This window comes from Streptococcus sp. CL6.22 (assembly GCF_049738055.1).
Lineage (GTDB): Bacteria > Bacillota > Bacilli > Lactobacillales > Streptococcaceae > Streptococcus > Streptococcus mitis_DJ.
On the sequence record NZ_JBKOTV010000011.1, the window covers coordinates 32,161 to 54,038 of the forward strand.

At 37.9% G+C, this 21,878-nt stretch carries 23 protein-coding genes and 1 riboswitch; of the genes, 20 read left to right on the forward strand and 3 right to left on the reverse strand.

The window, feature by feature from the left end; genetic code table 11:
- The first annotated feature begins 112 nt into the window (after nt 1–112).
- The 12 genes from yfmF to tsf all read left to right on the forward strand — a co-directional run bounded on the left by yfmF (nt 113) and on the right by tsf (nt 11,341).
- Entirely contained in the window at nt 113–1,363 is a 1,251-nt protein-coding gene (yfmF, locus tag ACLNCW_RS06880) for an EF-P 5-aminopentanol modification-associated protein YfmF (RefSeq protein ID WP_084947697.1), read from the forward strand.
- Complete coding sequence (gene yfmH, locus ACLNCW_RS06885) at nt 1,360–2,643, forward strand: EF-P 5-aminopentanol modification-associated protein YfmH (RefSeq protein WP_084947700.1); 1,284 nt, start codon at nt 1,360–1,362, stop codon at nt 2,641–2,643. Before yfmF ends, yfmH begins: the two co-directional genes overlap by 4 nt.
- 41 nt (nt 2,644–2,684) lie before the next feature.
- On the forward strand, nt 2,685–3,512 hold the full coding sequence (rodZ, locus tag ACLNCW_RS06890) for a cytoskeleton protein RodZ (protein WP_261043568.1): 828 nt from the start codon (nt 2,685–2,687) through the stop codon (nt 3,510–3,512).
- A gap of 10 nt (nt 3,513–3,522) precedes the next feature.
- Complete coding sequence (gene pgsA / locus ACLNCW_RS06895; protein ID WP_020900979.1) at nt 3,523–4,068, forward strand: CDP-diacylglycerol--glycerol-3-phosphate 3-phosphatidyltransferase; 546 nt, start codon at nt 3,523–3,525, stop codon at nt 4,066–4,068.
- A complete protein-coding gene (locus tag ACLNCW_RS06900) occupies nt 4,065–4,892 on the forward strand; it encodes an energy-coupling factor ABC transporter ATP-binding protein (protein ID WP_261116724.1) in 828 nt (275 codons plus the stop codon). The genes pgsA and ACLNCW_RS06900 overlap by 4 nt, the downstream gene beginning before the upstream one ends.
- Nucleotides 4,877–5,716, forward strand: a complete 840-nt coding sequence (locus ACLNCW_RS06905; protein WP_424845704.1) for an energy-coupling factor transporter ATPase — start codon at nt 4,877–4,879, stop codon at nt 5,714–5,716. The genes ACLNCW_RS06900 and ACLNCW_RS06905 overlap by 16 nt, the downstream gene beginning before the upstream one ends.
- A complete protein-coding gene (locus ACLNCW_RS06910; RefSeq protein ID WP_000377896.1) occupies nt 5,709–6,503 on the forward strand; it encodes an energy-coupling factor transporter transmembrane component T family protein in 795 nt (264 codons plus the stop codon). Before ACLNCW_RS06905 ends, ACLNCW_RS06910 begins: the two co-directional genes overlap by 8 nt.
- A 58-nt stretch (nt 6,504–6,561) precedes the next feature.
- Entirely contained in the window at nt 6,562–7,380 is an 819-nt protein-coding gene (gene mreC, locus ACLNCW_RS06915; protein ID WP_153208965.1) for a rod shape-determining protein MreC, read from the forward strand.
- Nucleotides 7,380–7,874, forward strand: coding sequence for a rod shape-determining protein MreD (gene mreD, locus ACLNCW_RS06920; protein ID WP_424845706.1), 495 nt, complete (start codon nt 7,380–7,382; stop codon nt 7,872–7,874). Before mreC ends, mreD begins: the two co-directional genes overlap by 1 nt.
- A 93-nt stretch (nt 7,875–7,967) precedes the next feature.
- A complete protein-coding gene (pcsB, locus tag ACLNCW_RS06925; protein WP_424845709.1) occupies nt 7,968–9,218 on the forward strand; it encodes a peptidoglycan hydrolase PcsB in 1,251 nt (416 codons plus the stop codon).
- 224 nt (nt 9,219–9,442) lie between these two features.
- Nucleotides 9,443–10,222: a 30S ribosomal protein S2 gene (gene rpsB, locus ACLNCW_RS06930; protein WP_000268459.1), complete on the forward strand. Its 780-nt coding sequence runs from the start codon at nt 9,443–9,445 to the stop codon at nt 10,220–10,222.
- Between the two features lie 78 nt (nt 10,223–10,300).
- Nucleotides 10,301–11,341 (forward strand): translation elongation factor Ts, encoded by a 1,041-nt coding sequence (gene tsf / locus ACLNCW_RS06935; protein WP_000808071.1) that lies wholly within the window; start codon nt 10,301–10,303, stop codon nt 11,339–11,341.
- A 121-nt stretch (nt 11,342–11,462) separates the two neighbouring features.
- On the opposite strand, the gene cysK is transcribed toward tsf, so the two are convergent.
- The 3 genes from cysK to ACLNCW_RS06950 all read right to left on the reverse strand — a co-directional run bounded on the left by cysK (nt 11,463) and on the right by ACLNCW_RS06950 (nt 13,580).
- On the reverse strand, nt 11,463–12,389 hold the full coding sequence (gene cysK, locus ACLNCW_RS06940; protein WP_000029880.1) for a cysteine synthase A: 927 nt from the start codon (nt 12,387–12,389) through the stop codon (nt 11,463–11,465).
- 96 nt (nt 12,390–12,485) lie between these two features.
- A complete protein-coding gene (locus ACLNCW_RS06945; RefSeq protein WP_424845713.1) occupies nt 12,486–12,929 on the reverse strand; it encodes a PH domain-containing protein in 444 nt (147 codons plus the stop codon).
- Between the two features lie 15 nt (nt 12,930–12,944).
- The gene (locus ACLNCW_RS06950; RefSeq protein ID WP_285387492.1) at nt 12,945–13,580 is read right to left on the reverse strand and encodes a YigZ family protein; all 636 of its coding nucleotides are present in this window, start codon (nt 13,578–13,580) and stop codon (nt 12,945–12,947) included.
- A gap of 56 nt (nt 13,581–13,636) precedes the next feature.
- On the opposite strand from ACLNCW_RS06950, the gene ACLNCW_RS06955 reads away from it, so the two are divergent.
- From ACLNCW_RS06955 to cbpD, 8 genes are all read left to right on the forward strand, one after another.
- Entirely contained in the window at nt 13,637–14,935 is a 1,299-nt protein-coding gene (locus ACLNCW_RS06955; RefSeq protein ID WP_424845716.1) for a DEAD/DEAH box helicase, read from the forward strand.
- Nucleotides 14,932–15,594 carry a ComF family protein gene (locus ACLNCW_RS06960; protein ID WP_000649953.1) on the forward strand — a complete coding sequence of 221 codons (663 nt, stop codon included), beginning with the start codon at nt 14,932–14,934 and terminating at the stop codon, nt 15,592–15,594. Before ACLNCW_RS06955 ends, ACLNCW_RS06960 begins: the two co-directional genes overlap by 4 nt.
- Before the next feature lie 79 nt (nt 15,595–15,673).
- Nucleotides 15,674–16,222, forward strand: a complete 549-nt coding sequence (hpf, locus tag ACLNCW_RS06965; RefSeq protein ID WP_000599102.1) for a ribosome hibernation-promoting factor, HPF/YfiA family — start codon at nt 15,674–15,676, stop codon at nt 16,220–16,222.
- Between the two features lie 135 nt (nt 16,223–16,357).
- Nucleotides 16,358–18,331 carry a DHH family phosphoesterase gene (locus tag ACLNCW_RS06970; protein ID WP_000715136.1) on the forward strand — a complete coding sequence of 658 codons (1,974 nt, stop codon included), beginning with the start codon at nt 16,358–16,360 and terminating at the stop codon, nt 18,329–18,331.
- Nucleotides 18,328–18,780: a 50S ribosomal protein L9 gene (gene rplI / locus ACLNCW_RS06975; RefSeq protein WP_000864218.1), complete on the forward strand. Its 453-nt coding sequence runs from the start codon at nt 18,328–18,330 to the stop codon at nt 18,778–18,780. Before ACLNCW_RS06970 ends, rplI begins: the two co-directional genes overlap by 4 nt.
- Nucleotides 18,781–18,823: 43 nt before the next feature.
- Nucleotides 18,824–20,176 carry a replicative DNA helicase gene (gene dnaB, locus ACLNCW_RS06980; RefSeq protein WP_004263550.1) on the forward strand — a complete coding sequence of 451 codons (1,353 nt, stop codon included), beginning with the start codon at nt 18,824–18,826 and terminating at the stop codon, nt 20,174–20,176.
- Between the two features lies 1 nt (nt 20,177).
- The gene (locus ACLNCW_RS06985) at nt 20,178–20,444 is read left to right on the forward strand and encodes a Veg family protein (RefSeq protein WP_001278169.1); all 267 of its coding nucleotides are present in this window, start codon (nt 20,178–20,180) and stop codon (nt 20,442–20,444) included.
- Nucleotides 20,445–20,533: 89 nt separating this feature from the next.
- Nucleotides 20,534–21,652 (forward strand): choline binding-anchored murein hydrolase CbpD, encoded by a 1,119-nt coding sequence (gene cbpD, locus ACLNCW_RS06990; RefSeq protein WP_070528354.1) that lies wholly within the window; start codon nt 20,534–20,536, stop codon nt 21,650–21,652.
- An 82-nt stretch (nt 21,653–21,734) separates the two neighbouring features.
- Nucleotides 21,735–21,837, forward strand: a riboswitch (TPP riboswitch).
- Nucleotides 21,838–21,878: the final 41 nt, after the last annotated feature.

A 21,878-nucleotide genomic window follows, 5' to 3' on the forward strand; every position in this document is an offset into this window, starting at 1 on the left:
TGAGAGAAACAGGGAGAAATGTAAGCGATTTTTATTTCAAAAGTGTTACAGGGGACAAGAAAATTTCAGGTTTTCGTGATATAATAGAAGTCTGTATATGAGGAGGTAAATCATGGAGTTAGTGCATGGAATTTCAACACATTTTATCCAATCAAAGAAGTTTAAAACGAACAAAATTACCGTGCGTTTTACCTCTCCATTATCTCTTGATACGATTACAGGTCGCATGTTGAGTGCGAGTATGCTAGAAACGTCCAACCAGATGTACCCCACTTCTCAAGCTTTGAGAAGACACTTGGCCAGTCTATATGGTACAGATATGTCAACCAATTGTTTTAGAAGAGGGCAAAGTCATATTGTAGAATTGACATTTACCTATGTTCGTGATGAGTTTTTAAGTAGGAAAAATGTGCTAACTTCTCAGGTTTTGGAACTAGTAAAAGAAACTCTTTTTTCCCCCGTCGTAGTTGATAATGGGTTTGATTCGGCCTTATTTGAAATTGAGAAAAAACAATTGCTAGCAAGTTTAGCAGCTGATATAGATGATTCTTTTTATTTTGCACATAAAGAATTAGATAAATTATTTTTTCATGATGAACGTCTCCAATTGGAATACAGTGATTTACGAAATCGTATTTTAGCTGAAACTCCACAAAGTTCTTATTCTTGTTTCCAAGAATTTTTGGCCAATGATCGAATAGATTTCTTTTTCTTAGGTGATTTTAATGAGATTGAAATTCAAAATGTATTAGAATCATTTGGTTTTAAAGGTCGAGAAGGAGATGTGAAGGTTCAGTATTGTCAACCTTATTCCAATATCCTTCAGGAAGGTATGGTTCGGAAAAATGTGGGACAATCCATTTTGGAATTAGGTTATCATTGCCCTTCTGAATATGGTGATGAGCAACATTTACCCATGATTGTAATGAATGGTTTACTTGGTGGATTTGCTCACTCTAAACTATTTACAAATGTCCGTGAAAATGCTGGATTGGCTTATACTATTTCAAGTCAGCTCGATTTATTTAGTGGATTCTTGAGGATGTATGCTGGCATTGATCGAGAAAATCGGAATCAGGCTCGAAAAATGATGAATAATCAACTGCTTGATTTAAAAAAAGGTTATTTTACAGAACTTGAGCTAGAGCAGACCAAGGAAATGATTCGTCGATCTTTGTTGCTTTCTCAAGATAATCAATCTTCATTGATTGAACGTGCTTATCAAAATGCCTTACTTGGAAAATCTTCAGCAGACTTTAAAAGTTGGATTGCAAAACTCGAGCAAGTTGACAAAGATGCTATTTGTAAAGCAGCTAGTAATGTGAAACTACAAGCGATTTACTTTATGGAAGGAATAGAATGACAAAGGTTGTTTTTGAAGAAAAATACTATCCAGCTGTAAAAGAAATGGTTTATCGAACTCGTTTGGCCAACGGATTGATAGTAGCTCTTCTACCTAAAAAGGAATTTAAAGAGGTTTACGGGAGTGTAACTGTACAGTTTGGTTCGGTAGATACGCTTGTCACAGAAGTTGACGGAGATGTAAAAGAATATCCTGGAGGAATTGCTCATTTTCTTGAACATAAATTATTTGAGAGAGAAGATGCTAGCGATTTGATGTCAGCTTTTACGAGTCTAGGTGCAGATAGTAATGCCTTTACAAGCTTTACAAAAACAAGCTATCTTTTTTCAGCAACGGATCATTTTTTAGAAAATTTAGACTTACTTGATGAATTGGTAACATCAGCACATTTTACTGAAGATTCCATTTTAAGAGAGCAGGATATTATCCAGCAAGAACGAGAAATGTATCAAGATGATCCGGATTCGTGTTTATTCTTTTCAACTTTAGCGAATTTGTATCCTGGTACACCTTTAGCAACTGATATAGTTGGAAGTGAGGAGTCAATTTCCCAAATCAATCTAACTAATTTGCAAGAAAATTTTACAAGATTTTACAAACCTGTAAACATGTCTCTGTTTTTAGTTGGTAATTTTGATGTGGATCAGGTACAGGGTTATTTTGAAAGAAAAGAACTGGAGGATTTAGATGTTCAGGAACTAGCAAGAGAAAAGTTTGTTTTACAACCTGTAAAGCAAACAGACAGCATGAGGATGGAAGTATCTTCTCCCAAACTAGCGATTGGTGTTAGAGGTAAACAAGAAGTTGCTGAAGCGGATTGCTATCGACATCATATTTTATTAAAATTATTGTTTGCAATGATGTTTGGTTGGACTTCGGATCGTTTTCAGAAATTATATGAATCAGGTAAAATTGCCGCATCCTTATCTCTGGAAGTTGAAGTAACAAGTCGCTTTCATTTTGTCATGTTGACAATGGATACAAAAGAGCCAGTTGCTTTATCTCATCAGTTTAGGAAGGCTATTCGTAATTTTACAAAGGATTTAGATATTACAGAGGATCATTTAGATATTATTAAAAGAGAGATGTTTGGAGAATTTTTCAGTAGCATGAACTCTCTTGAATTTATTGCAACGCAATATGATGCTTTTGAAAATGGTGAGACAATTTTTGATTTGCCAAAAATTTTACAGGAAATTACTTTAGAGGATGTCCTTGATGCTGGACATCATTTAATAGATGATGGTGATATAGTTGATTTTACAATATTCCCATCGTAGTAACCTATCATAATCGATACTAGAAAGAAGGAATGACAAGTATGAGGAAAAAAACAATTGGTGAGGTTTTACGTTTAGCTAGAACCAACCAAGGGTTGACTTTAGAAGAATTACACAAAAAAACAGAAATTCAGCTGGATATGTTGGAAGCGATGGAAGCTGATGATTTTGATCAACTTCCTAGTCCATTTTATACTCGTTCTTTTTTGAGAAAGTATGCGTGGGCAGTTGAGCTAGATGAGCGAATTGTCTTGGACGCTTATGATTCTGGGAGCATGATTACTTATGAGGAAGTAGATGTTGATGAAGACGAGTTGACAGGTAGGAGACGTTCAAGTAAGAAAAATAAGACATCATTTTTGCCTTTATTTTATTTTATACTCTTTGCACTATCGATTGTCATTTTTGTGACTTATTATGTTTGGAATTATCTCCAGACTCAACCAGAGCGTTCATCTGCGTCTAGTTATAGTGTAGTCCAAGCAACAAGCTCAACTAGTTCTGTAACTTCATCCTCAAGTAGTAGTTCATCAAGTAGCTCTTCTAATATGGAACCAGCTATAAGTGTATCAGGTGAAGGAAATCGAGTAGAAGTTGCTTATAAAACGAGCAAGGAAACTGCAAAATTACAATTATCAGTCTCAGATGCTAGAAGTTGGGTTAGTGTTTCAGAAAGTGAGCTTGAGGGTGGGGTGACCTTATCACCTGATAATAAAAGTGCAGAAACAACAGTTTCAACTAAAAATTCTGTCACCATTACTTTAGGTGTTGTCAAAGGTGTCGCTTTAACAGTAGATAATCAGACTGTTGATTTATCGAAATTAACAGCTCAGACTGGACAAATCACTGTAACCTTTACTAAAAATTAAGGAAAAACGAATGAAAAAAGAACAAATTCCCAATCTCTTAACAATAGGTCGAATTCTCTTTATACCTATTTTTATCTTTATTTTAACGGTAGGAAATTCGATAGAGAGTCATATAGTAGCAGCTATTATCTTTGCTATTGCCAGTATTACCGATTATTTAGATGGATATTTAGCTCGTAAATGGAATGTGGTCAGTAATTTTGGTAAATTTGCAGATCCCATGGCGGATAAGTTACTAGTTATGTCGGCTTTTATTATGTTGATTGAGTTAGGAATGGCTCCGGCTTGGATTGTTGCAGTGATTATCTGTCGTGAGTTGGCTGTGACAGGTTTAAGGCTTTTATTGGTTGAAACTGGTGGGACGGTTTTAGCAGCAGCAATGCCTGGAAAAATTAAAACTTTCAGTCAGATGTTTGCCATTATTTTCTTGCTATTACACTGGACTTTGATTGGCCAAGTTCTACTTTATGTAGCCTTGTTTTTCACTATCTACTCTGGCTATGATTATTTCAAGGGTAGTGCCTATGTATTTAAAGGGACATTTGGTTCGAAATGAAATCAATAATTGAGGTAAAAAATCTTTCTTTTCGTTATAAGGAAAATCAGGAATACTATGATGTGAAGGATATTACGTTTCACGTGAAACGTGGAGAATGGCTTTCGATTGTAGGGCATAATGGTAGTGGTAAATCAACGACGGTTCGATTAATTGATGGTTTACTGGAAGCAGAATCTGGAGAGATTGTAATTGATGGCCAACGTTTGACTGAGGAAAATGTTTGGAATATACGTCGTCAAATCGGTATGGTTTTTCAAAATCCAGATAATCAATTTGTTGGAGCGACTGTTGAAGATGATGTAGCCTTTGGTTTGGAAAATCAGGGACTTTCTCGTCAAGAAATGAAAAAAAGAGTGGAAGAAGCTCTGGATTTGGTTGGCATGTTGGACTTTAAAAAGAGAGAGCCAGCTCGTCTGTCAGGTGGTCAAAAGCAACGTGTGGCCATTGCAGGTGTTGTAGCCCTAAGACCAGCTATTTTAATACTAGATGAAGCAACGAGCATGTTGGATCCTGAGGGACGTAGAGAACTGATTGAGACAGTAAAAGGAATTCGGAAAGACTATGATATGACGGTCATTTCCATCACACATGATTTGGAAGAAGTTGCCATGAGTGATCGTGTATTAGTCATGAAAAAAGGGGAAATTGAATCAACTAGTAGTCCAAGGGAACTTTTCTCTCGAAATGATTTAGATCAAATTGGATTAGATGATCCTTTTGCCAATCAATTAAAACATTCTTTGAGCCAGAATGGCTATGATTTACCTGAAAATTATTTGACAGAAAGTGAGCTAGAGGATAAGCTATGGGAATTGCTCTAGAAAATGTGAGTTTTACGTATCAAGAAGGGACTCCCTTAGCTTCAACAGCTTTGTCAGATGTTTCTTTGACGATTGAAGATGGTTCTTATACGGCTTTAATTGGCCACACAGGTAGTGGCAAATCAACTATTTTACAACTTTTAAATGGTTTATTGGTTCCAAGTCAAGGGAGTGTGCGGGTTTTTGATACCTTCATCACCTCGACTTCTAAAAACAAAGATATTCGTCAAATTAGAAAACAGGTTGGCTTGGTATTTCAGTTTGCTGAAAATCAGATCTTTGAAGAAACGGTTTTGAAAGATGTTGCTTTTGGACCGCAAAATTTTGGAGTTTCTGAAGAAGATGCGGAGCAGATTGCGCGTGAGAAACTGGCTCTGGTTGGAATTGATGAATCACTTTTTGATCGCAGTCCGTTTGAGCTATCAGGTGGACAAATGAGACGTGTGGCCATTGCAGGCATACTTGCCATGGAACCAGCCATATTAGTCTTAGATGAGCCCACAGCAGGCCTAGATCCCCTGGGAAGAAAAGAGCTGATGAATTTATTCAAAAAACTCCACCAGTCAGGGATGACCATTGTTTTGGTAACGCATTTGATGGATGATGTTGCTGAATATGCAAATCAAGTCTATGTGATGGAAAAGGGACGTTTAGTTAAGGGTGGTAAACCAAGTGATGTCTTTCAAGATGTTGTCTTTATGGAAGAAGTGCAGTTGGGAGTACCTAAAATTACATCCTTTTGTAAACGATTGGCTGATAGAGGCGTGTCATTTAAACGATTACCGATTAAGATAGAGGAGTTCAAGGAGTCGCTAAATGGATAGTATGATTTTGGGGCGTTATATCCCAGGGGATTCGATAGTTCACCGATTGGATCCACGCAGCAAATTACTGGCTATGATGCTACTGATTTTGATCGTTTTTTGGGCTAATAATCCCTTGACGAATCTAATTCTTTTTATAGCGACAGGGATATTTATTGCTTTGTCAGGAGTATCTCTTTCATTTTTTATTCAGGGCTTGAAGTCTATGTTTTTCTTGATTGCCTTCACAACTATTTTTCAACTGTTTTTCATTTCTAATGGGAATGTTTTATTTGAGTTTTCGTTTGTGAGAATTACGGATTATGCTTTGCAACAAGCTGGAATTATCTTTTGTCGCTTTGTATTGATTATTTTCTTTTCAACTTTGTTAACCTTAACGACCATGCCCTTAAGTTTGGCATCAGCTGTCGAAGCTCTATTAGCACCTTTAAAGAGTATGAAAGTTCCAGTTCATGAAATTGGATTGATGCTGTCTATGAGTTTGCGTTTTGTCCCAACCTTGATGGATGATACGACGCGGATTATGAATGCACAGAAAGCGCGTGGAGTGGATTTTGGAGAAGGAAGTATTGTTCAAAAGGTGAAGGCTATGATTCCCATTTTGATTCCTCTTTTTGCGACAAGTTTAAAACGTGCGGATTCCTTGGCTATCGCAATGGAAGCGCGTGGTTATCAGGGTGGAAAAGGCAGAAGTCAATATCGACAATTGAAATGGACTCGAAAGGATACGCTGACCATTCTTGTTATTATCATACTTGGTTGTTGCTTATTTTTCTTAAAATCTTAGTAGCTTTCAGGAATTGATAAAAAGTTACTGTAACAGTTTTTGATATAAAGGTAGGGATATGAACCGTTTTAAAAAATCAAAATATGTCATTATTGTTTTTGTCACTGTTCTGCTTGTGTCAGCTCTCTTAGCGACGACTTATTCAAGTACAATTGTGACAAGATTAGGAGATGGAATCTCAGTGGTTGATAGGGTTGTGCAAAAACCTTTTCAGTGGTTTGATTCTGTCAAATCAGATTTGGCTCATTTGACACGCACTTATAATGAAAATGAAAGTTTGAAGAAACAGATTTACCAATTAGAAGTTAAATCAAATGAGGCGGAAAGTTTAAAGATGGAAAATGAACAACTGCGCCAATTGCTTGATATGAAGTCCAAATTGCAAGCTACAAAGACTTTGGCAGCAGATGTTATTATGCGTTCTCCAGTATCTTGGAAGCAGGAGTTGACCTTAGATGCAGGCAAATCAAAAGGGGCTTCTGAGAATATGTTAGCAATTGCAAATGGTGGCTTGATTGGGAGTGTCTCAAAAGTAGAGGAGAACTCTACCATGGTCAACCTTCTGACAAATACGGAAAATGCTGATAAGATTTCTGTTAAAATTCAACATGGTTCTACTACAATTTATGGAATTATTGTTGGCTATGACAAGGAAAATGAAGTTCTAAAAATTAGTCAATTAAATAGTAGTAGCGATATTAGTGCAGGAGATAAGGTGACCACTGGTGGATTAGGAAACTTTAACGTTGCTGATATTCCTGTTGGTGAAGTAGTTGCCACAACGCACAGTACGGACTACTTGACACGAGAAGTAACTGTTAAATTAAGTGCAGATACTCATAATGTGAGTGTGATAGAATTAGTGGGGAATTCATAATGAGACAGTTGAAGCGAGTTGGAGTATTTTTATTGCTTCCTTTCTTTGTTCTAATTGATGCCCATATTAGCCAGCTTCTGGGCTCATTTTTCCCCCATGTACAGTTGGCTAGTCATTTTCTGTTTTTATTTCTCTTATTTGAGACGATAGAAGTATCAGAGTATCTCTATTTAGCTTATTGTTTTGTAGTGGGTTTGGTTTATGACATTTACTTTTCCCACTTGATAGGGATTGCGACTTTGTTGTTCGTCTTGTTGGGAGTATTTCTCCATAAATTTAATAGTGTTATTTTATTGAATCGTTGGACGAGAATGTTGGCAATTATTGTCATGACTTTTCTATTTGAGATGGGAGCTTATATACTTGCATTAGTGGTAGGTTTAACTGTGGATAGTATGTCTTTATTTATAGTCTATAGTTTAGTACCATCAATGATTTTGAACCTTATATGGATGATTATCTTTCAGTTTATTTTTGAAAAATTTTACCTATAAGAAAGAAATAAAAATGTAACAAAGGCGTAATATTCATTAGGCCTTTTTTTGGTATACTAGTAATGTCTTTAAAAGAAGGAGTATCTACGAAATATGAAGAAAAAAATCTTAGCGTCACTTTTATTAAGTACAGTAATGGTTTCTCAAGTAGCTGTTTTAACAACTGCGCATGCAGAAACTACTGATGACAAAATTGCTGCTCAAGATAATAAAATTAGTAACTTAACAGCACAACAACAAGAAGCCCAAAAACAAGTTGATCAAATTCAGGAGCAAGTATCTGCTATTCAAACAGAGCAATCAAACTTGCAATCTGAAAATGATAGACTACAAGCAGAATCTAAAAAGCTTGAGGGTGAAATTACAGAACTTTCTAAGAATATTGTATCTCGTAATGATTCATTACAAAAACAAGCTCGTAGTGCTCAAACAAATGGAGCTGCAACAAATTACATTAATACAATTGTAAACTCAAAATCAATTACAGAAGCTATTTCACGTGTTGCTGCAATGAGTGAAATCGTATCTGCAAACAACAAAATGTTGGAACAACAAAAAGCAGATAAAAAAGCTATTTCTGAAAAACAAGTAGCAAACAATGATGCAATTAATACAGTTATTGCAAATCAGCAAAAACTAGCTGATGATGCTCAATCATTAACTACAAAACAAGCTGAGTTGAAAGCTGCAGAATTGAATCTTGCTGCTGAAAAGGCTACTGCAGAGGATGAAAAAGCAAGTTTACTTGAGAAAAAAGCAGAAGCAGAAGCAGAAGCTAAAGCAGCTGCAGAAGCAGAAGCAGCTTACAAAGCTAAACAAGCAAGTCAACAACAAACAGTAGTTGCTTCTGGAAATACAACTTTTACAGCGCAGGTTCAAGCAGTATCTACTACTTCTTCATCATCAAGTTCATCTGAATCTAGTTCGTCTGAATCATCTTCAAGCAGTGCTTCAACAGAATCAACAAGCTACACTCCTGCACCAGTAAAACATCATCCAACATACAGTACTAACGCTTCAAGTTATCCAACTGGTGAGTGTACATGGGGAGCTAAGACATTGGCACCTTGGGCAGGAGACTATTGGGGTAATGGAGCGCAGTGGGCTACAAGTGCAGCTGCAGCAGGATTCCGTACAGGATCTACACCTCAAGTTGGTGCTATTGCATGTTGGAATGATGGTGGATATGGACACGTAGCCGTGGTTACAGCTGTTTCATCATCAACAAGTATCCAAGTATCTGAATCAAACTATGGTGGAAATCGTACAATCGGAAATAAACGTGGATGGTTCAATCCTACTACAACTTCAGAAGGTTTTGTAACATATATCTATCCAAACTAATGAATGAAACAAAGAGGCTCGATTTGAGTCTCTTTTATGATTTATATAGTTACCTGCTTTAAAAATCTATTAAAATGGCTTGAAAATATTGAAAAAGTATGGTAAAATGAAACTTGTCGTGTGAACGATAATACTCATTCTTGATGAATTGTGAAACAGTTGCCCTTGGGTCGTTTTGCGAGTTGAAGTCAAGAAGAGGAAAAAAACAAAAAGGAGAAATACTCATGGCAGTAATTTCAATGAAACAACTTCTTGAGGCTGGTGTACACTTTGGTCACCAAACTCGTCGCTGGAACCCTAAGATGGCTAAGTACATCTTCACTGAGCGTAACGGAATCCACGTTATCGACTTACAACAAACTGTAAAATACGCTGACCAAGCTTACGATTTCATGCGTGATGCAGCAGCTAATGATGCAGTTGTATTGTTCGTTGGTACTAAGAAACAAGCAGCTGATGCAGTTGCTGAAGAAGCAGTACGTTCAGGTCAATACTTCATCAACCACCGTTGGTTGGGTGGAACTCTTACAAACTGGGGAACAATCCAAAAACGTATCGCTCGTTTGAAAGAAATCAAACGCATGGAAGAAGATGGGACTTTCGAAGTTCTTCCTAAGAAAGAAGTTGCACTTCTTAACAAACAACGTGCACGTCTTGAAAAATTCTTGGGTGGTATCGAAGATATGCCTCGTATTCCAGACGTAATGTACGTAGTTGACCCACATAAAGAGCAAATCGCTGTTAAAGAAGCTAAAAAATTGGGAATCCCAGTTGTAGCGATGGTTGACACAAATACAGATCCAGATGATATCGATGTAATCATCCCAGCTAACGATGACGCTATCCGCGCTGTTAAATTGATCACAGCTAAATTGGCTGACGCTATCATCGAAGGACGTCAAGGTGAAGATGCAGCAGCAGTTGAAGCAGAATTTGCAGCTTCAGAAGCTCAAGCAGATTCAATCGAAGAAATCGTTGAAGTTGTAGAAGGCGACAACGCTTAATTTATATAAATAGTAATTACCTAGGAGGGCGGGGCTTAGCCCGGCTCTCCTATTTTTAAAAAATATAGGAGAATCAAAATGGCAGAAATTACAGCTAAACTTGTAAAAGAGTTGCGTGAAAAATCTGGTGCCGGTGTTATGGACGCTAAAAAAGCGCTTGTAGAAACAGACGGTGACATCGAAAAAGCGATTGAATTGCTTCGTGAAAAAGGTATGGCTAAGGCAGCTAAGAAAGCTGACCGTGTTGCTGCAGAAGGTTTGACTGGTGTTTATGTTAACGGTAATGTTGCAGCAGTTATTGAAGTAAACGCTGAAACTGACTTCGTTGCGAAAAACGCTCAATTCGTTGAATTGGTAAATACTACAGCTAAAGTTATTGCTGAAGGAAAACCTGCTAATAATGAAGAAGCACTTGCTTTGACAATGCCTTCAGGTGAAACTCTTGAAGCTGCATACGTATCTGCAACAGCAACTATCGGAGAAAAAATCTCATTCCGTCGCTTTGCATTGATTGAAAAAACAGACGCACAACACTTTGGAGCTTACCAACATAACGGTGGACGTATAGGTGTTATTTCAGTTGTTGAAGGTGGAGACGAAGCACTTGCTAAACAATTGTCAATGCACATCGCAGCGATGAAACCAACAGTTCTTTCTTACAAAGAATTGGATGAGCAATTCGTTAAAGATGAGTTGGCGCAATTGAACCACGTAATCGACCAAGACAATGAAAGCCGTGCAATGGTTAACAAACCAGCTCTTCCACACTTGAAGTATGGATCAAAATCTCAATTGACTGATGAAGTGATTGCTCAAGCTGAAGCTGACATCAAAGCTGAGTTGGCTGCAGAAGGTAAACCAGAAAAAATCTGGGACAAAATCATCCCAGGTAAAATGGATCGCTTCATGCTTGACAACACTAAAGTTGACCAAGCTTACACACTTCTTGCACAAGTATACATCATGGATGACAGCAAGACAGTTGAAGCATACCTTGAATCAGTTAACGCTTCAGTAGTTGAGTTCGCTCGCTTTGAAGTTGGTGAAGGTATCGAGAAAGCTGCAAACGACTTTGAAGCTGAAGTTGCAGCTACAATGGCAGCAGCCTTGAATAACTAATAATAAAAAGGAAGCCAAATTGCTTCCTTTTTTCTATGCAGTCGATTTTTATAGGGAGATGTTCCTATTTTTAAGGTATAAATAAAAAGCCCTATAATAAGGGCTAAGTGTATTTAGGAGACTACACTTCAAATTCATAGAGTGCTGTAGAGAGATAACGTTCACCGTTATCTGGTGCTAGAGCAAGAACTTTTTTACCTGTACCTAATTTCTTGGCAACCTCGATGGCTCCGTAGATAGCTGCAGCTGAAGAAATACCAACAAGGAATCCTTCTTTTCCACCAATCTCACGGCCGAGTGCTAGTGCATCGTCTGATGTTACACGAACAATACCATCATAGGCATTTGTATCAAGTGTATCAGGAATAAATCCAGCTGAGATACCTTGAATTTTGTGTGGTCCAGGTTTTTCACCAGATAGAATAGCAGATTCGTCTGCCTCTACTGCAAAAACTTGAATGTTAGAATTTGCTGATTTGAGTGCATGAGAAACACCAGAAATCGTTCCACCGGTACCCACTCCAGCAACAAAGGCATCTAGTCCATCTTTACCGAAAGCAGCTAGTATTTCAGCTCCTGTTGTTCTTTCGTGTACTTCTGGATTAGCTGGATTGTCAAATTGAAGAGGAAGGAAACCATCACGTTCAGCAGCGATTTCTTGAGCTTTAGCAATAGCGCCTTTCATTCCCTCACTACCAGGAGTTAGGACGAGTTCAGCACCATAAGCTTGGATAATCTTACGTCGTTCTACACTCATAGTTTCAGGCATAACGATGACGACTTTATACCCTTTAGCAGCACCTACCCATGAAAGTCCAATACCAGTGTTTCCACTTGTTGCTTCAACAATTGTAGAACCTGGTTTCAGAATACCGTCTTGTTCAGCTTTTTCAATCATGCTAAGAGCAATACGATCTTTTACAGAAGAACCAGGGTTGAATGCTTCAAGCTTTACATAGACGTCCGCAGCCCCTTCTGGCACGATGTTGTTGAGTTTAACAATCGGAGTTTGACCGATTAATTCAGTAATGTTGTTATAAATAGACATATGAATACCTCTTTGTATAAGATATTTCTAGTATAACGCTATCTATACCATTTGTAAAATATAGAAATCCTATCGAAGTGATAGGATTTTTTTATATCACAGGTCTAAGCCGTTAATTTTCAAGCGATTGTGATAAGCTAATTCTAATAAATAGGTGTAAAGTGGAATGATATCCGTTTTCTTAGGGAATTCAAATTTATGAGCATTAAAATGCTCAGTGTGTGCTTTTAGAAAGACATTTTCTAAATAAGTAATAGTAATTTCACTATCATCTATACCTGCTCCTGCAGTTTCCATTTCAACGTTAACAATGTTCATCAAAAAGATTGATTTAATAGACATCTTACGACCAGTAGCGCCTTGTTTATCTGTAAAGATAATACGGATATTTGTAAATATAATTGAATCACGAATCAGTTTATATCCACTTTGAATTTCTTCATTTTCTAGTAGATATTGTCCATATTCTTTGATAAGAGTTTCTTTGTTTTGCTCGCTAAAGTTACCAGCGAGTCCTTGAATGAATTTACCAAATGCCATATTTTTCTCCTTTGTTTACACTAAGTTTACAGGAACTTCAACTTCTCGTAAACCTTGATCAGTTAAAGTGACTTTTCCATTAAAAAACTCTACAAGTGCAGCTTTAATAGTTTCTTTTTCTTCTTTATCAACATAAATCATCGTATCGACTTGATCTGTAAAGTTTGTATCCAGTTCCATGAGATTATATTCCTTAAGGAAGTTACTGTACTCTTGGTACTGAGCGTAAGACATTTGAATAGCAATGCCAGCCTGTTCTTTTATTTCAATGATGCCAATTTCCTTGACAGCTAGAGCAACACTGCCTGCGTAAGCACGAATCAATCCTCCAGCGCCTAGCTTAATGCCACCAAAGTAGCGTGTCACTACCACACAGATATTAGTAAGATTGTGATTTTCTAGCACCCCAAGCATGGGAACGCCAGCAGTACCACTAGGCTCACCATCATCACTTGTCCGTTTAATTTCACTACGTTCCCCAATAATGAAGGCCGAGCAGTTGTGCGTAGCTTTGTAGTGTTCTTTTTTGATGGCAGTAATAAAGTCTCGAGCCTCTTCTTCGCTATAAACACGCTTGGCATGACAGATAAAGCGTGATTTTTTGATTTCTTCTTGGACTTGACCGTCCTCTTTAATTGTTCTAAATTCCATGATTTAATTGTACTAAAAAATTATCTAAAGCGCTAGGTTTTTACGAATAAAGAAGTATGAAAGTAAATCCAAATTATCTCGGTCGTTTGTTTACTGAGAATGAATTAACAGAAGAAGAATGTCAGTTGGCGGAGAAACTTCCAGCAATGAGAAAGGAGAAGGGGAAATTGTTCTGCCAACGTTGTAATAGTACTATTCTAGAAGAATGGTATTTGCCCATCGGTGCTTACTATTGTCGGGAGTGCTTAATTATGAAGCGAGTTAGAAGTGATCAAGCTTTATACTATTTTCCGCAGGAGGATTTTCCGAAGCAAGATGTTCTTAAATGGAGTGGTCAATTAACTCCTTTTCAAGAGAAGGTGTCAGAGGGACTGATTCGAGCAGTAGATAAGCAGGAGCCAACCTTGGTACATGCGGTGACAGGGGCTGGAAAGACAGAAATGATTTATCAAGTTGTGGCTAAGGTGATTAATAGGGGTGGTGCAGTGTGTTTGGCCAGTCCTCGCATAGATGTTTGTTTGGAGCTGTACAAGCGCCTGCAAGATGATTTTGCTTGCGAGATATCTTTACTACACGGAGAATCAGAGCCGTATTTTCGAACACCACTAGTTGTTGCAACGACCCATCAGTTATTGAAGTTTTATCAAGCTTTTGATTTGCTGATAGTGGATGAAGTAGATGCCTTTCCTTATGTTGACAATTCCACGCTTTACCATGCTGTCAAGAATAGTGTAAAGGAGAATGGCTTGAGAATCTTTTTAACAGCAACTTCTACAGATGAGTTAGATAGGAAGGTTCGCATCGGAGAATTAAAACGATTGAGTTTACCAAGACGATTTCATGGAAATCCTTTGATTATTCCTAAACCTGTCTGGTTATCCGATTTTAATCACTGTTTAGAGAAAAGTCGGTTGTCACCAAAGCTAAAGTCTTATATTGAGAAGCAGAGAAAGACAGCTTATCCGTTACTCATTTTTGCTTCAGAAATTAAGAAAGGGGAGCAATTAAAAGAAGTCTTACAGAAGGAATTTCCGCATGAGAAAATTGGTTTTGTGTCTTCAGTTACGGAAGATCGATTAGAGCAGGTACAAGCTTTTCGAGATGGAGAACTGACAATACTTATCAGTACGACAATCTTGGAGCGTGGAGTTACCTTCCCTTGTGTAGATGTTTTTGTAGTAGAAACCAACCATCGTCTGTTTACCAAATCTAGTTTGATTCAGATTGGTGGACGAGTTGGACGAAGCATGGATAGACCGACAGGAGATTTGCTTTTTTTCCATGACGGGTTAAATACTTCAATCAAAAAGGCAATTAAGGAAATTCAACAGATGAATAAGGAGGCGGGTCTATGAAGTGTTTATTATGTGGGCAGACTATGAAGGCTGTTTTAACTTTCAGTAGTCTTTTACTTCTGAAGAATGATGCCTCCTGTCTTTGTTTAGATTGTGATTCTACTTTTGAGAGGATTGGAGAAGAGAACTGCCCAAACTGTATGAAAACAGATTTGTCAATGAAGTGTCAAGACTGTCAACTTTGGTGTAAAGAAGGAGTTGAGGTCAGTCATAGAGCGATTTTTATTTACAATCAAGCTATGAAGGATTTTTTCAGTCGGTATAAGTTTGATGGAGACTTCCTTTTAAGAAAAGTTTTTGCTTCAGTTTTAAGTGAGGAGTTAAAAAAGTACAAAGAGTATCAATTTGTTGTAATTCCCCTAAGTCCTGAAAGATTGCTCGAGAGGGGATTTAACCAGGTTGAAGGTTTAGTTGAAGCAGCAGGGTTTGCGTATCTGGATTTATTAGAAAAGAGAGAAGAGCGAGCTAGTTCTTCTAAAAGTCGCTCAGAGCGTTTGGAGACAGAATTTCCTTTCTTTATTAAAAGTGGAGTCACTATTCCTAAAAAAATCCTACTTATAGATGATATTTACACTACTGGAACAACTATAAATCGTGTGAAGAAGCTGTTGGAAGAAGCGGGTGCTGAGGATGTAAAAACATTTTCCCTTGTAAGATGAGGAAAAAATTTGCAAAAATAAAATGAAAGCGTTATAATGAAATCAGAAAAACAAAAATGTTTAGAAAGAAGGTACTCATATGATTAAATATAGTATCCGTGGTGAAAACCTAGAAGTAACAGAAGCAATTCGTGATTATGTAGTTTCTAAACTCGAAAAGATCGAAAAGTATTTTCAAGCTGAACAAGAGTTGGATGCTCGAGTCAACTTGAAGGTATATCGTGAAAAAACGGCTAAAGTGGAGGTGACGATTCCGCTTGGCTCAATTACTCTTCGTGCAGAAGATGTGTCTCAAGATATGTATGGTTCAATTGACCTTGTAACCGATAAAATTGAACGTCAGATTCGTAAAAATAAAACAAAAATCGAGCGTAAAAATAAAAACAAGGTAGCAACTAGTCAATTATTTACAGATGCTTTGGTGGAAGATACAAATGTTGCCCAATCCAGAGTTGTTCGTTCAAAACAAATTGATTTAAAACCAATGGATTTGGAAGAAGCTATTCTACAGATGGATTTGTTGGGACATGATTTCTTTATCTATGTGGATGTTGAAGATCAGACAACCAATGTGATTTATCGTCGTGAAGATGGCGAGATTGGCTTGTTAGAAGTTAAAGAATCTTAATTTCAATATGTGTAAAGGAAGGTTTACTGAATTGTAAACCTCCTTTTTCTTATAATTGATAGAATTACTGATTACACTTTTAAAAAGTCGCTTTTTGGTGGTTATTATGGTATAATGGGTGCCAAGAGGTTTGGAATGAAAAAATTTTATGTAAGTCCTATTTTCCCCTTAATATTAGGAATAGTGGCGTTCGGAGTGCTATCTGTGCAACTTGTTTTTGTAACGAATACACTGGTAACGCTATTTCTTTTGCTACTTATTTTGGGTTCATATATTTTACTATTTATCCATCAGAGAGACTACTACTCAAAGAGTGAAGTAGAACAAATCCAGTATGTAAACCACCAAGCTGAAGATAGTTTGACAACCTTGTTAGAACAGATGCCTGTCGGAGTTATTAAACTAGACTTATCGTCAGGTGAAGTTGAATGGTTCAATCCTTACGCTGAATTGATTTTGACTAATGAAGTGGGCGAGATTGATGTTGCATTAATTCAAACAATTATAAAGGCTTCTGTGGGGAATCCAGGTTCTTATGCTACCTTGGGTGAGATCCGTTATTCGGTTCATATGGACAAGGTATCTGGAGTTCTTTATTTCTTTGATGTGTCTGGAGAATACGAAGCGACTGTTGAGTTAGTGACAAGTCGACCTGTGATTGGGATTGTTTCTGTTGACAACTATGATGATTTAGAAGATGAAACATCGGAGTCTGATATCAGTCATATCAATAGTTTTGTAGCCAATTTTGTTTCAGAATTTGCTGGTAAACATGCCATGTTCTCCCGTCGAGTAAGTATGGATCGCTTTTATCTATTTACGGACTACACGGTGCTTGAGGGATTGATGAACGATAAATTTTCTGTTATTGATTCTTTCAGAGAAGAGTCGAAACAGAGACAGTTGCCCTTGACCTTAAGTATGGGATTTTCTTATGGTGATGGAAATCATGATGAGATAGGGAAAGTTGCTTTGCTCAATTTGAACTTGGCTGAAGTGCGTGGTGGCGACCAAGTGGTTGTCAAGGAAAACGACGAAACGAAAAATCCAGTTTATTTTGGTGGTGGATCTGCTGCCTCAATCAAGCGTACACGTACACGTACGCGCGCTATGATGACAGCTATTTCAGATAAGATTCGTAGTGTGGATCAGGTTTTTGTAGTTGGTCACAAAAATCTAGATATGGATGCTCTTGGCTCTGCTGTAGGTATGCAGTTGTTTGCCAGCAATGTGACTGAAAATAGCTATGCTATTTATGACGAAGAACAAATGTCGCCGGATATTGAACGAGCTGTTTCATTCTTAGAAAAAGAAGGAGTTACAAAGTTGTTGTCTGTTAAGGATGCAATGGGGATGGTGACCAATCGTTCTTTGTTGATTCTTGTAGACCATTCAAAGACAGCTTTAACTTTATCAAAAGATTTTTATGATTTATTTACCCAAACCATCGTCATTGACCACCATCGAAGGGATCAGGATTTCCCAGACAATGCAGTTATCACTTATATCGAAAGTGGTGCAAGTAGTGCCAGTGAGTTGGTAACGGAATTGATTCAGTTCCAGAATTCTAAGAAAAATCGTTTGAGTCGTATGCAAGCAAGTGTCTTGATGGCTGGTATGATGTTGGATACTAAAAATTTCACATCACGAGTGACTAGTAGGACATTTGATGTTGCTAGCTATCTCAGAACGCGCGGAAGTGATAGTATTGCTATTCAGGAAATGGCTGCAACAGATTTTGAAGAATATCGTGAGGTCAATGAACTGATTTTACAGGGACGTAAATTAGGTTCAGATGTACTAATAGCAGAGGCTAAGGACTCGAAATGCTATGATACAGTTGTTATTAGTAAGGCAGCAGATGCCATGTTAGCTATGTCAGGTATTGAAGCGAGTTTTGTTCTTGCGAAGAATACACAAGGATTTATCTCTATCTCAGCTCGCAGTCGTAGTAAGCTGAATGTACAACGGATTATGGAAGAGCTGGGAGGTGGAGGCCACTTTAATTTGGCAGCAGCTCAAATTAAGGATTCAACCTTGTCAGAAGCAGGTGAAAAACTGACAGAAATTGTATTAAATGAAATAAAGGAAAAGGAGAAAGAAGAATGAAAGTAATCTTTTTAGCAGATGTTAAAGGAAAAGGTAAAAAAGGCGAAATTAAGGAAGTACCAACAGGGTATGCGCAAAACTTTCTTATCAAAAAGAATCTAGCCAAAGAAGCGACTGCTCAAGCTGTAGGTGAACTTCGTGGTAAACAAAAATCTGAAGAAAAAGCTCATGCTGAGATGATTGCAGAAGCAAAAGCAATTAAATCCCAACTAGAAGCAGAAGAAACTGTTGTAGAATTTGTTGAAAAAGTTGGTCCAGATGGCCGTACTTTTGGTTCTATTACCAATAAGAAAATTGCAGAAGAATTGCAAAAGCAATTTGGAATTAAGATTGATAAACGTCATATCCAAGTACAAGCTCCGATTCGAGCAGTTGGTTTGATTGATGTGCCAGTGAAAATCTATCAAGATATCACAAGTGTAATCAATCTTCGTGTGAAAGAAGGATAAATTTACACCTTCTTGACAAGATTGTAAAAGGAAGGGAAGTCTGATGGCAGAAGTAGAAGAGTTACGAGTACAACCTCAAGATATCTTAGCTGAGCAATCCGTTTTAGGGGCTATCTTTATTGACGAGAGTAAGCTTGTTTTTGTGCGAGAATATATTGAGTCTCGGGACTTTTTTAAGTATGCCCATCGTTTGATTTTCCAAGCTATGGTCGATTTATCCGATCGTGGCGATGCTATAGATGCAACAACGGTTCGTACCATTCTTGATAATCAAGGTGATTTACAGAATATTGGTGGCTTGTCTTACCTGGTTGAGATTGTCAATTCTGTGCCAACTTCTGCTAATGCGGAGTACTATGCTAAAATCGTTGCAGAGAAGGCCATGTTACGGCGATTAATCTCCAAGTTGACAGAGTCTGTCAATCAAGCTTACGAGGCTTCGCAACCAGCTGATGAAATCATTGCTCAGGCAGAAAAAGGCCTGATTGATGTCAGCGAAAATGCTAATCGAAGTGGATTTAAGAACATTCGAGATGTGTTGAATATCAACTTTGGAAATCTGGAAGCTCGCTCGCAACAAACGACCGATATTACAGGTATTGCGACAGGCTATCGTGACTTGGATCATATGACGACTGGTCTGCATGAGGAGGAGTTGATTATCCTAGCAGCCCGTCCGGCGGTTGGTAAGACAGCCTTTGCTTTGAATATTGCGCAAAATATTGGAACTAAGTTGGACAAAACGGTTGCTATCTTTTCGCTTGAAATGGGTGCAGAAAGTCTAGTAGACCGTATGTTGGCGGCAGAAGGGTTGGTAGAGTCGCATTCTATCCGTACGGGTCAATTGACTGATGAGGAGTGGCAAAAATATACCATTGCTCAAGGGAATCTAGCTAATGCAAGTATCTATATCGATGATACGCCAGGGATTCGGATTACAGAGATTCGTTCTCGTTCTCGTAAACTGGCTCAAGAAACTGGAAATCTTGGTTTGATTTTAATAGACTATTTGCAGCTTATCACGGGAACTGGTCGGGAAAATCGTCAACAAGAGGTTTCAGAAATTTCACGTCAGTTGAAAATTTTAGCTAAGGAACTGAAGGTTCCAGTAATTGCTCTAAGTCAGCTTTCTCGTGGTGTAGAACAACGTCAGGATAAGAGACCGGTCTTGTCTGATATTCGTGAATCTGGGTCTATTGAGCAGGACGCTGATATCGTAGCCTTTCTTTATCGCGATGATTACTATGAGCGTGGTGGTGAAGAAGAGGAAGGCATACCGAATAATAAGGTAGAAGTTATTATCGAGAAAAACCGTAGTGGAGCTCGTGGAACGGTGGAATTAATTTTCCAAAAAGAGTACAATAAATTTTCAAGTATCTCAAAGAGGGAGGCATAAGATGTCAGATGCATTTACAGATGTAGCCAAGATGAAAAAAATAAAAGAAGAAATCAAGGCACATGAGGGACAAGTCGTAGAAATGACTTTGGAGAATGGTCGTAAGCGCCAAAAAAATAGATTGGGTAAGCTAATTGAGGTTTATCCATCCCTATTTATCGTTGAATTTGGGAACGTTGAAGGAGATAAACAAGCTAATGTTTACGTTGAATCCTTTACTTACTCAGATATCCTTACAGAAAAGAATTTGATTCATTATCTTGACTAAAGTGAGAAATTTTCTCACTTTTTCTTTTTTTCTCCGAATAGTTTAAGTGAAGGTAATCTTCGATTTATATTATTTTTCAAGGAGGAAGAATGAAAATTTCACCATTTAAAGTAGCAGAGACAAGGTTTTCTTTCAGAAAATCAGCTAAAAAGGTTGTTCCCTTTTTAGTAGTAGGATTGATGTTAGCAGCGGGTAATAGTGTATATGCCTATTCAGGAGGAAATGGATCGATTGCGCGTGGGGATGATTATCCTGCTCATTATAAAAATGGGAGCCAGGAGATTGATAAGTGGCGCATGTATTCTCGTCAATGTACTTCTTTTGCAGCTTTTCGTTTGAGTAATGTCAATGGTTTTGAGATTCCGGCTGCTTATGGGAATGCGAATGAATGGGGCTATCGTGCTCGTCGTGAAGGCTATCGTGTCGATAATAGACCAGCGATTGGCTCCATTGCTTGGTCTACTGCAGGAACTTATGGTCATGTTGCCTGGGTGTCAAATGTAGTGGGAGATGAGATTGAGATTGAAGAATACAACTATGGAATAAGGGAATCTTATAATAAGCGTGTCGTGAAGGCGAATACTATGACTGGTTTTATCCATTTTAAAGATTTAGCTGGTGGCAGTGTTGGGAATAGTCAATCCTCAGTTTCAACAGGAGGAACACATTATTTTAAGACTAAGGCTGCTATCAAAAATCAGCCTCTAGCTAGCGCAACTGCAATTGATTACTATTATCCTGGGGAGAATGTTCATTATGATCAAATTCTCGAAAAAGATGGGTACAAGTGGTTGAGTTATACGGCTTATAACGGAAGTCGTCGCTATATCCAGCTAGAGGGAGTAAGCTCTTCACAGAATTATCAGAATCAATCAGGAAATAGCTCTAACTATGGATCCAATAACAGTTCAACTGTTGGTTGGAAGAAAATAAATGGTAGTTGGTATCATTTCAAATCAAATGGCTCTAAATCAACAGGCTGGTTGAAGGATGGTTCTAGCTGGTATTATTTGAAATCATCTGGTGAAATGCAGACAGGCTGGTTAAAGGAGAATGGCTCGTGGTATTATCTGGATAGTTCAGGGGCAATGAAAACAGGCTGGTATCAAGTTTCTGGTAAGTGGTATTACTCTTACTCTTCGGGCGCCTTAGCCGTCAATACGACGGTGGATGGCTACAGAGTAAATAGTGATGGAGAACGAGTATAGAAAATTGGAGTAGGAAAATTTTCCTACTCTTTTCTGTAAGCAGTTTCCTTGACATTTTTTTTGTTTTGCGCTATCATATGTCCATATAATATATGGGAGTCTGTGTACAGTCTGAGAGGAAGTGTTAAACTTCGACCGCACCTGATCTGGGTAATGCCAGCGTAGGGAACGATACTTAGTCTATTCTGCACCTTTTCCATGTATGGTAAAGGTTTTTCTTGTTGTC

What these genes read in the sequence shown, in the direction of transcription:
- yfmF (WP_084947697.1), top strand. Translation starts at nt 113, where the DNA reads ATGGAGTTAGTGCATGGAATTTCAACACATTTTATCCAATCAAAGAAG.
- yfmH (WP_084947700.1), top strand. Translation starts at nt 1,360, where the DNA reads ATGACAAAGGTTGTTTTTGAAGAAAAATACTATCCAGCTGTAAAAGAA.
- rodZ (WP_261043568.1), top strand. Translation starts at nt 2,685, where the DNA reads ATGAGGAAAAAAACAATTGGTGAGGTTTTACGTTTAGCTAGAACCAAC.
- pgsA (WP_020900979.1), top strand. Translation starts at nt 3,523, where the DNA reads ATGAAAAAAGAACAAATTCCCAATCTCTTAACAATAGGTCGAATTCTC.
- ACLNCW_RS06900 (WP_261116724.1), top strand. Translation starts at nt 4,065, where the DNA reads ATGAAATCAATAATTGAGGTAAAAAATCTTTCTTTTCGTTATAAGGAA.
- ACLNCW_RS06905 (WP_424845704.1), top strand. Translation starts at nt 4,877, where the DNA reads ATGGGAATTGCTCTAGAAAATGTGAGTTTTACGTATCAAGAAGGGACT.
- ACLNCW_RS06910 (WP_000377896.1), top strand. Translation starts at nt 5,709, where the DNA reads ATGGATAGTATGATTTTGGGGCGTTATATCCCAGGGGATTCGATAGTT.
- mreC (WP_153208965.1), top strand. Translation starts at nt 6,562, where the DNA reads ATGAACCGTTTTAAAAAATCAAAATATGTCATTATTGTTTTTGTCACT.
- mreD (WP_424845706.1), top strand. Translation starts at nt 7,380, where the DNA reads ATGAGACAGTTGAAGCGAGTTGGAGTATTTTTATTGCTTCCTTTCTTT.
- pcsB (WP_424845709.1), top strand. Translation starts at nt 7,968, where the DNA reads ATGAAGAAAAAAATCTTAGCGTCACTTTTATTAAGTACAGTAATGGTT.
- rpsB (WP_000268459.1), top strand. Translation starts at nt 9,443, where the DNA reads ATGGCAGTAATTTCAATGAAACAACTTCTTGAGGCTGGTGTACACTTT.
- tsf (WP_000808071.1), top strand. Translation starts at nt 10,301, where the DNA reads ATGGCAGAAATTACAGCTAAACTTGTAAAAGAGTTGCGTGAAAAATCT.
- cysK (WP_000029880.1), bottom strand. Translation starts at nt 12,389, where the DNA reads ATGTCTATTTATAACAACATTACTGAATTAATCGGTCAAACTCCGATT.
- ACLNCW_RS06945 (WP_424845713.1), bottom strand. Translation starts at nt 12,929, where the DNA reads ATGGCATTTGGTAAATTCATTCAAGGACTCGCTGGTAACTTTAGCGAG.
- ACLNCW_RS06950 (WP_285387492.1), bottom strand. Translation starts at nt 13,580, where the DNA reads ATGGAATTTAGAACAATTAAAGAGGACGGTCAAGTCCAAGAAGAAATC.
- ACLNCW_RS06955 (WP_424845716.1), top strand. Translation starts at nt 13,637, where the DNA reads ATGAAAGTAAATCCAAATTATCTCGGTCGTTTGTTTACTGAGAATGAA.
- ACLNCW_RS06960 (WP_000649953.1), top strand. Translation starts at nt 14,932, where the DNA reads ATGAAGTGTTTATTATGTGGGCAGACTATGAAGGCTGTTTTAACTTTC.
- hpf (WP_000599102.1), top strand. Translation starts at nt 15,674, where the DNA reads ATGATTAAATATAGTATCCGTGGTGAAAACCTAGAAGTAACAGAAGCA.
- ACLNCW_RS06970 (WP_000715136.1), top strand. Translation starts at nt 16,358, where the DNA reads ATGAAAAAATTTTATGTAAGTCCTATTTTCCCCTTAATATTAGGAATA.
- rplI (WP_000864218.1), top strand. Translation starts at nt 18,328, where the DNA reads ATGAAAGTAATCTTTTTAGCAGATGTTAAAGGAAAAGGTAAAAAAGGC.
- dnaB (WP_004263550.1), top strand. Translation starts at nt 18,824, where the DNA reads ATGGCAGAAGTAGAAGAGTTACGAGTACAACCTCAAGATATCTTAGCT.
- ACLNCW_RS06985 (WP_001278169.1), top strand. Translation starts at nt 20,178, where the DNA reads ATGTCAGATGCATTTACAGATGTAGCCAAGATGAAAAAAATAAAAGAA.
- cbpD (WP_070528354.1), top strand. Translation starts at nt 20,534, where the DNA reads ATGAAAATTTCACCATTTAAAGTAGCAGAGACAAGGTTTTCTTTCAGA.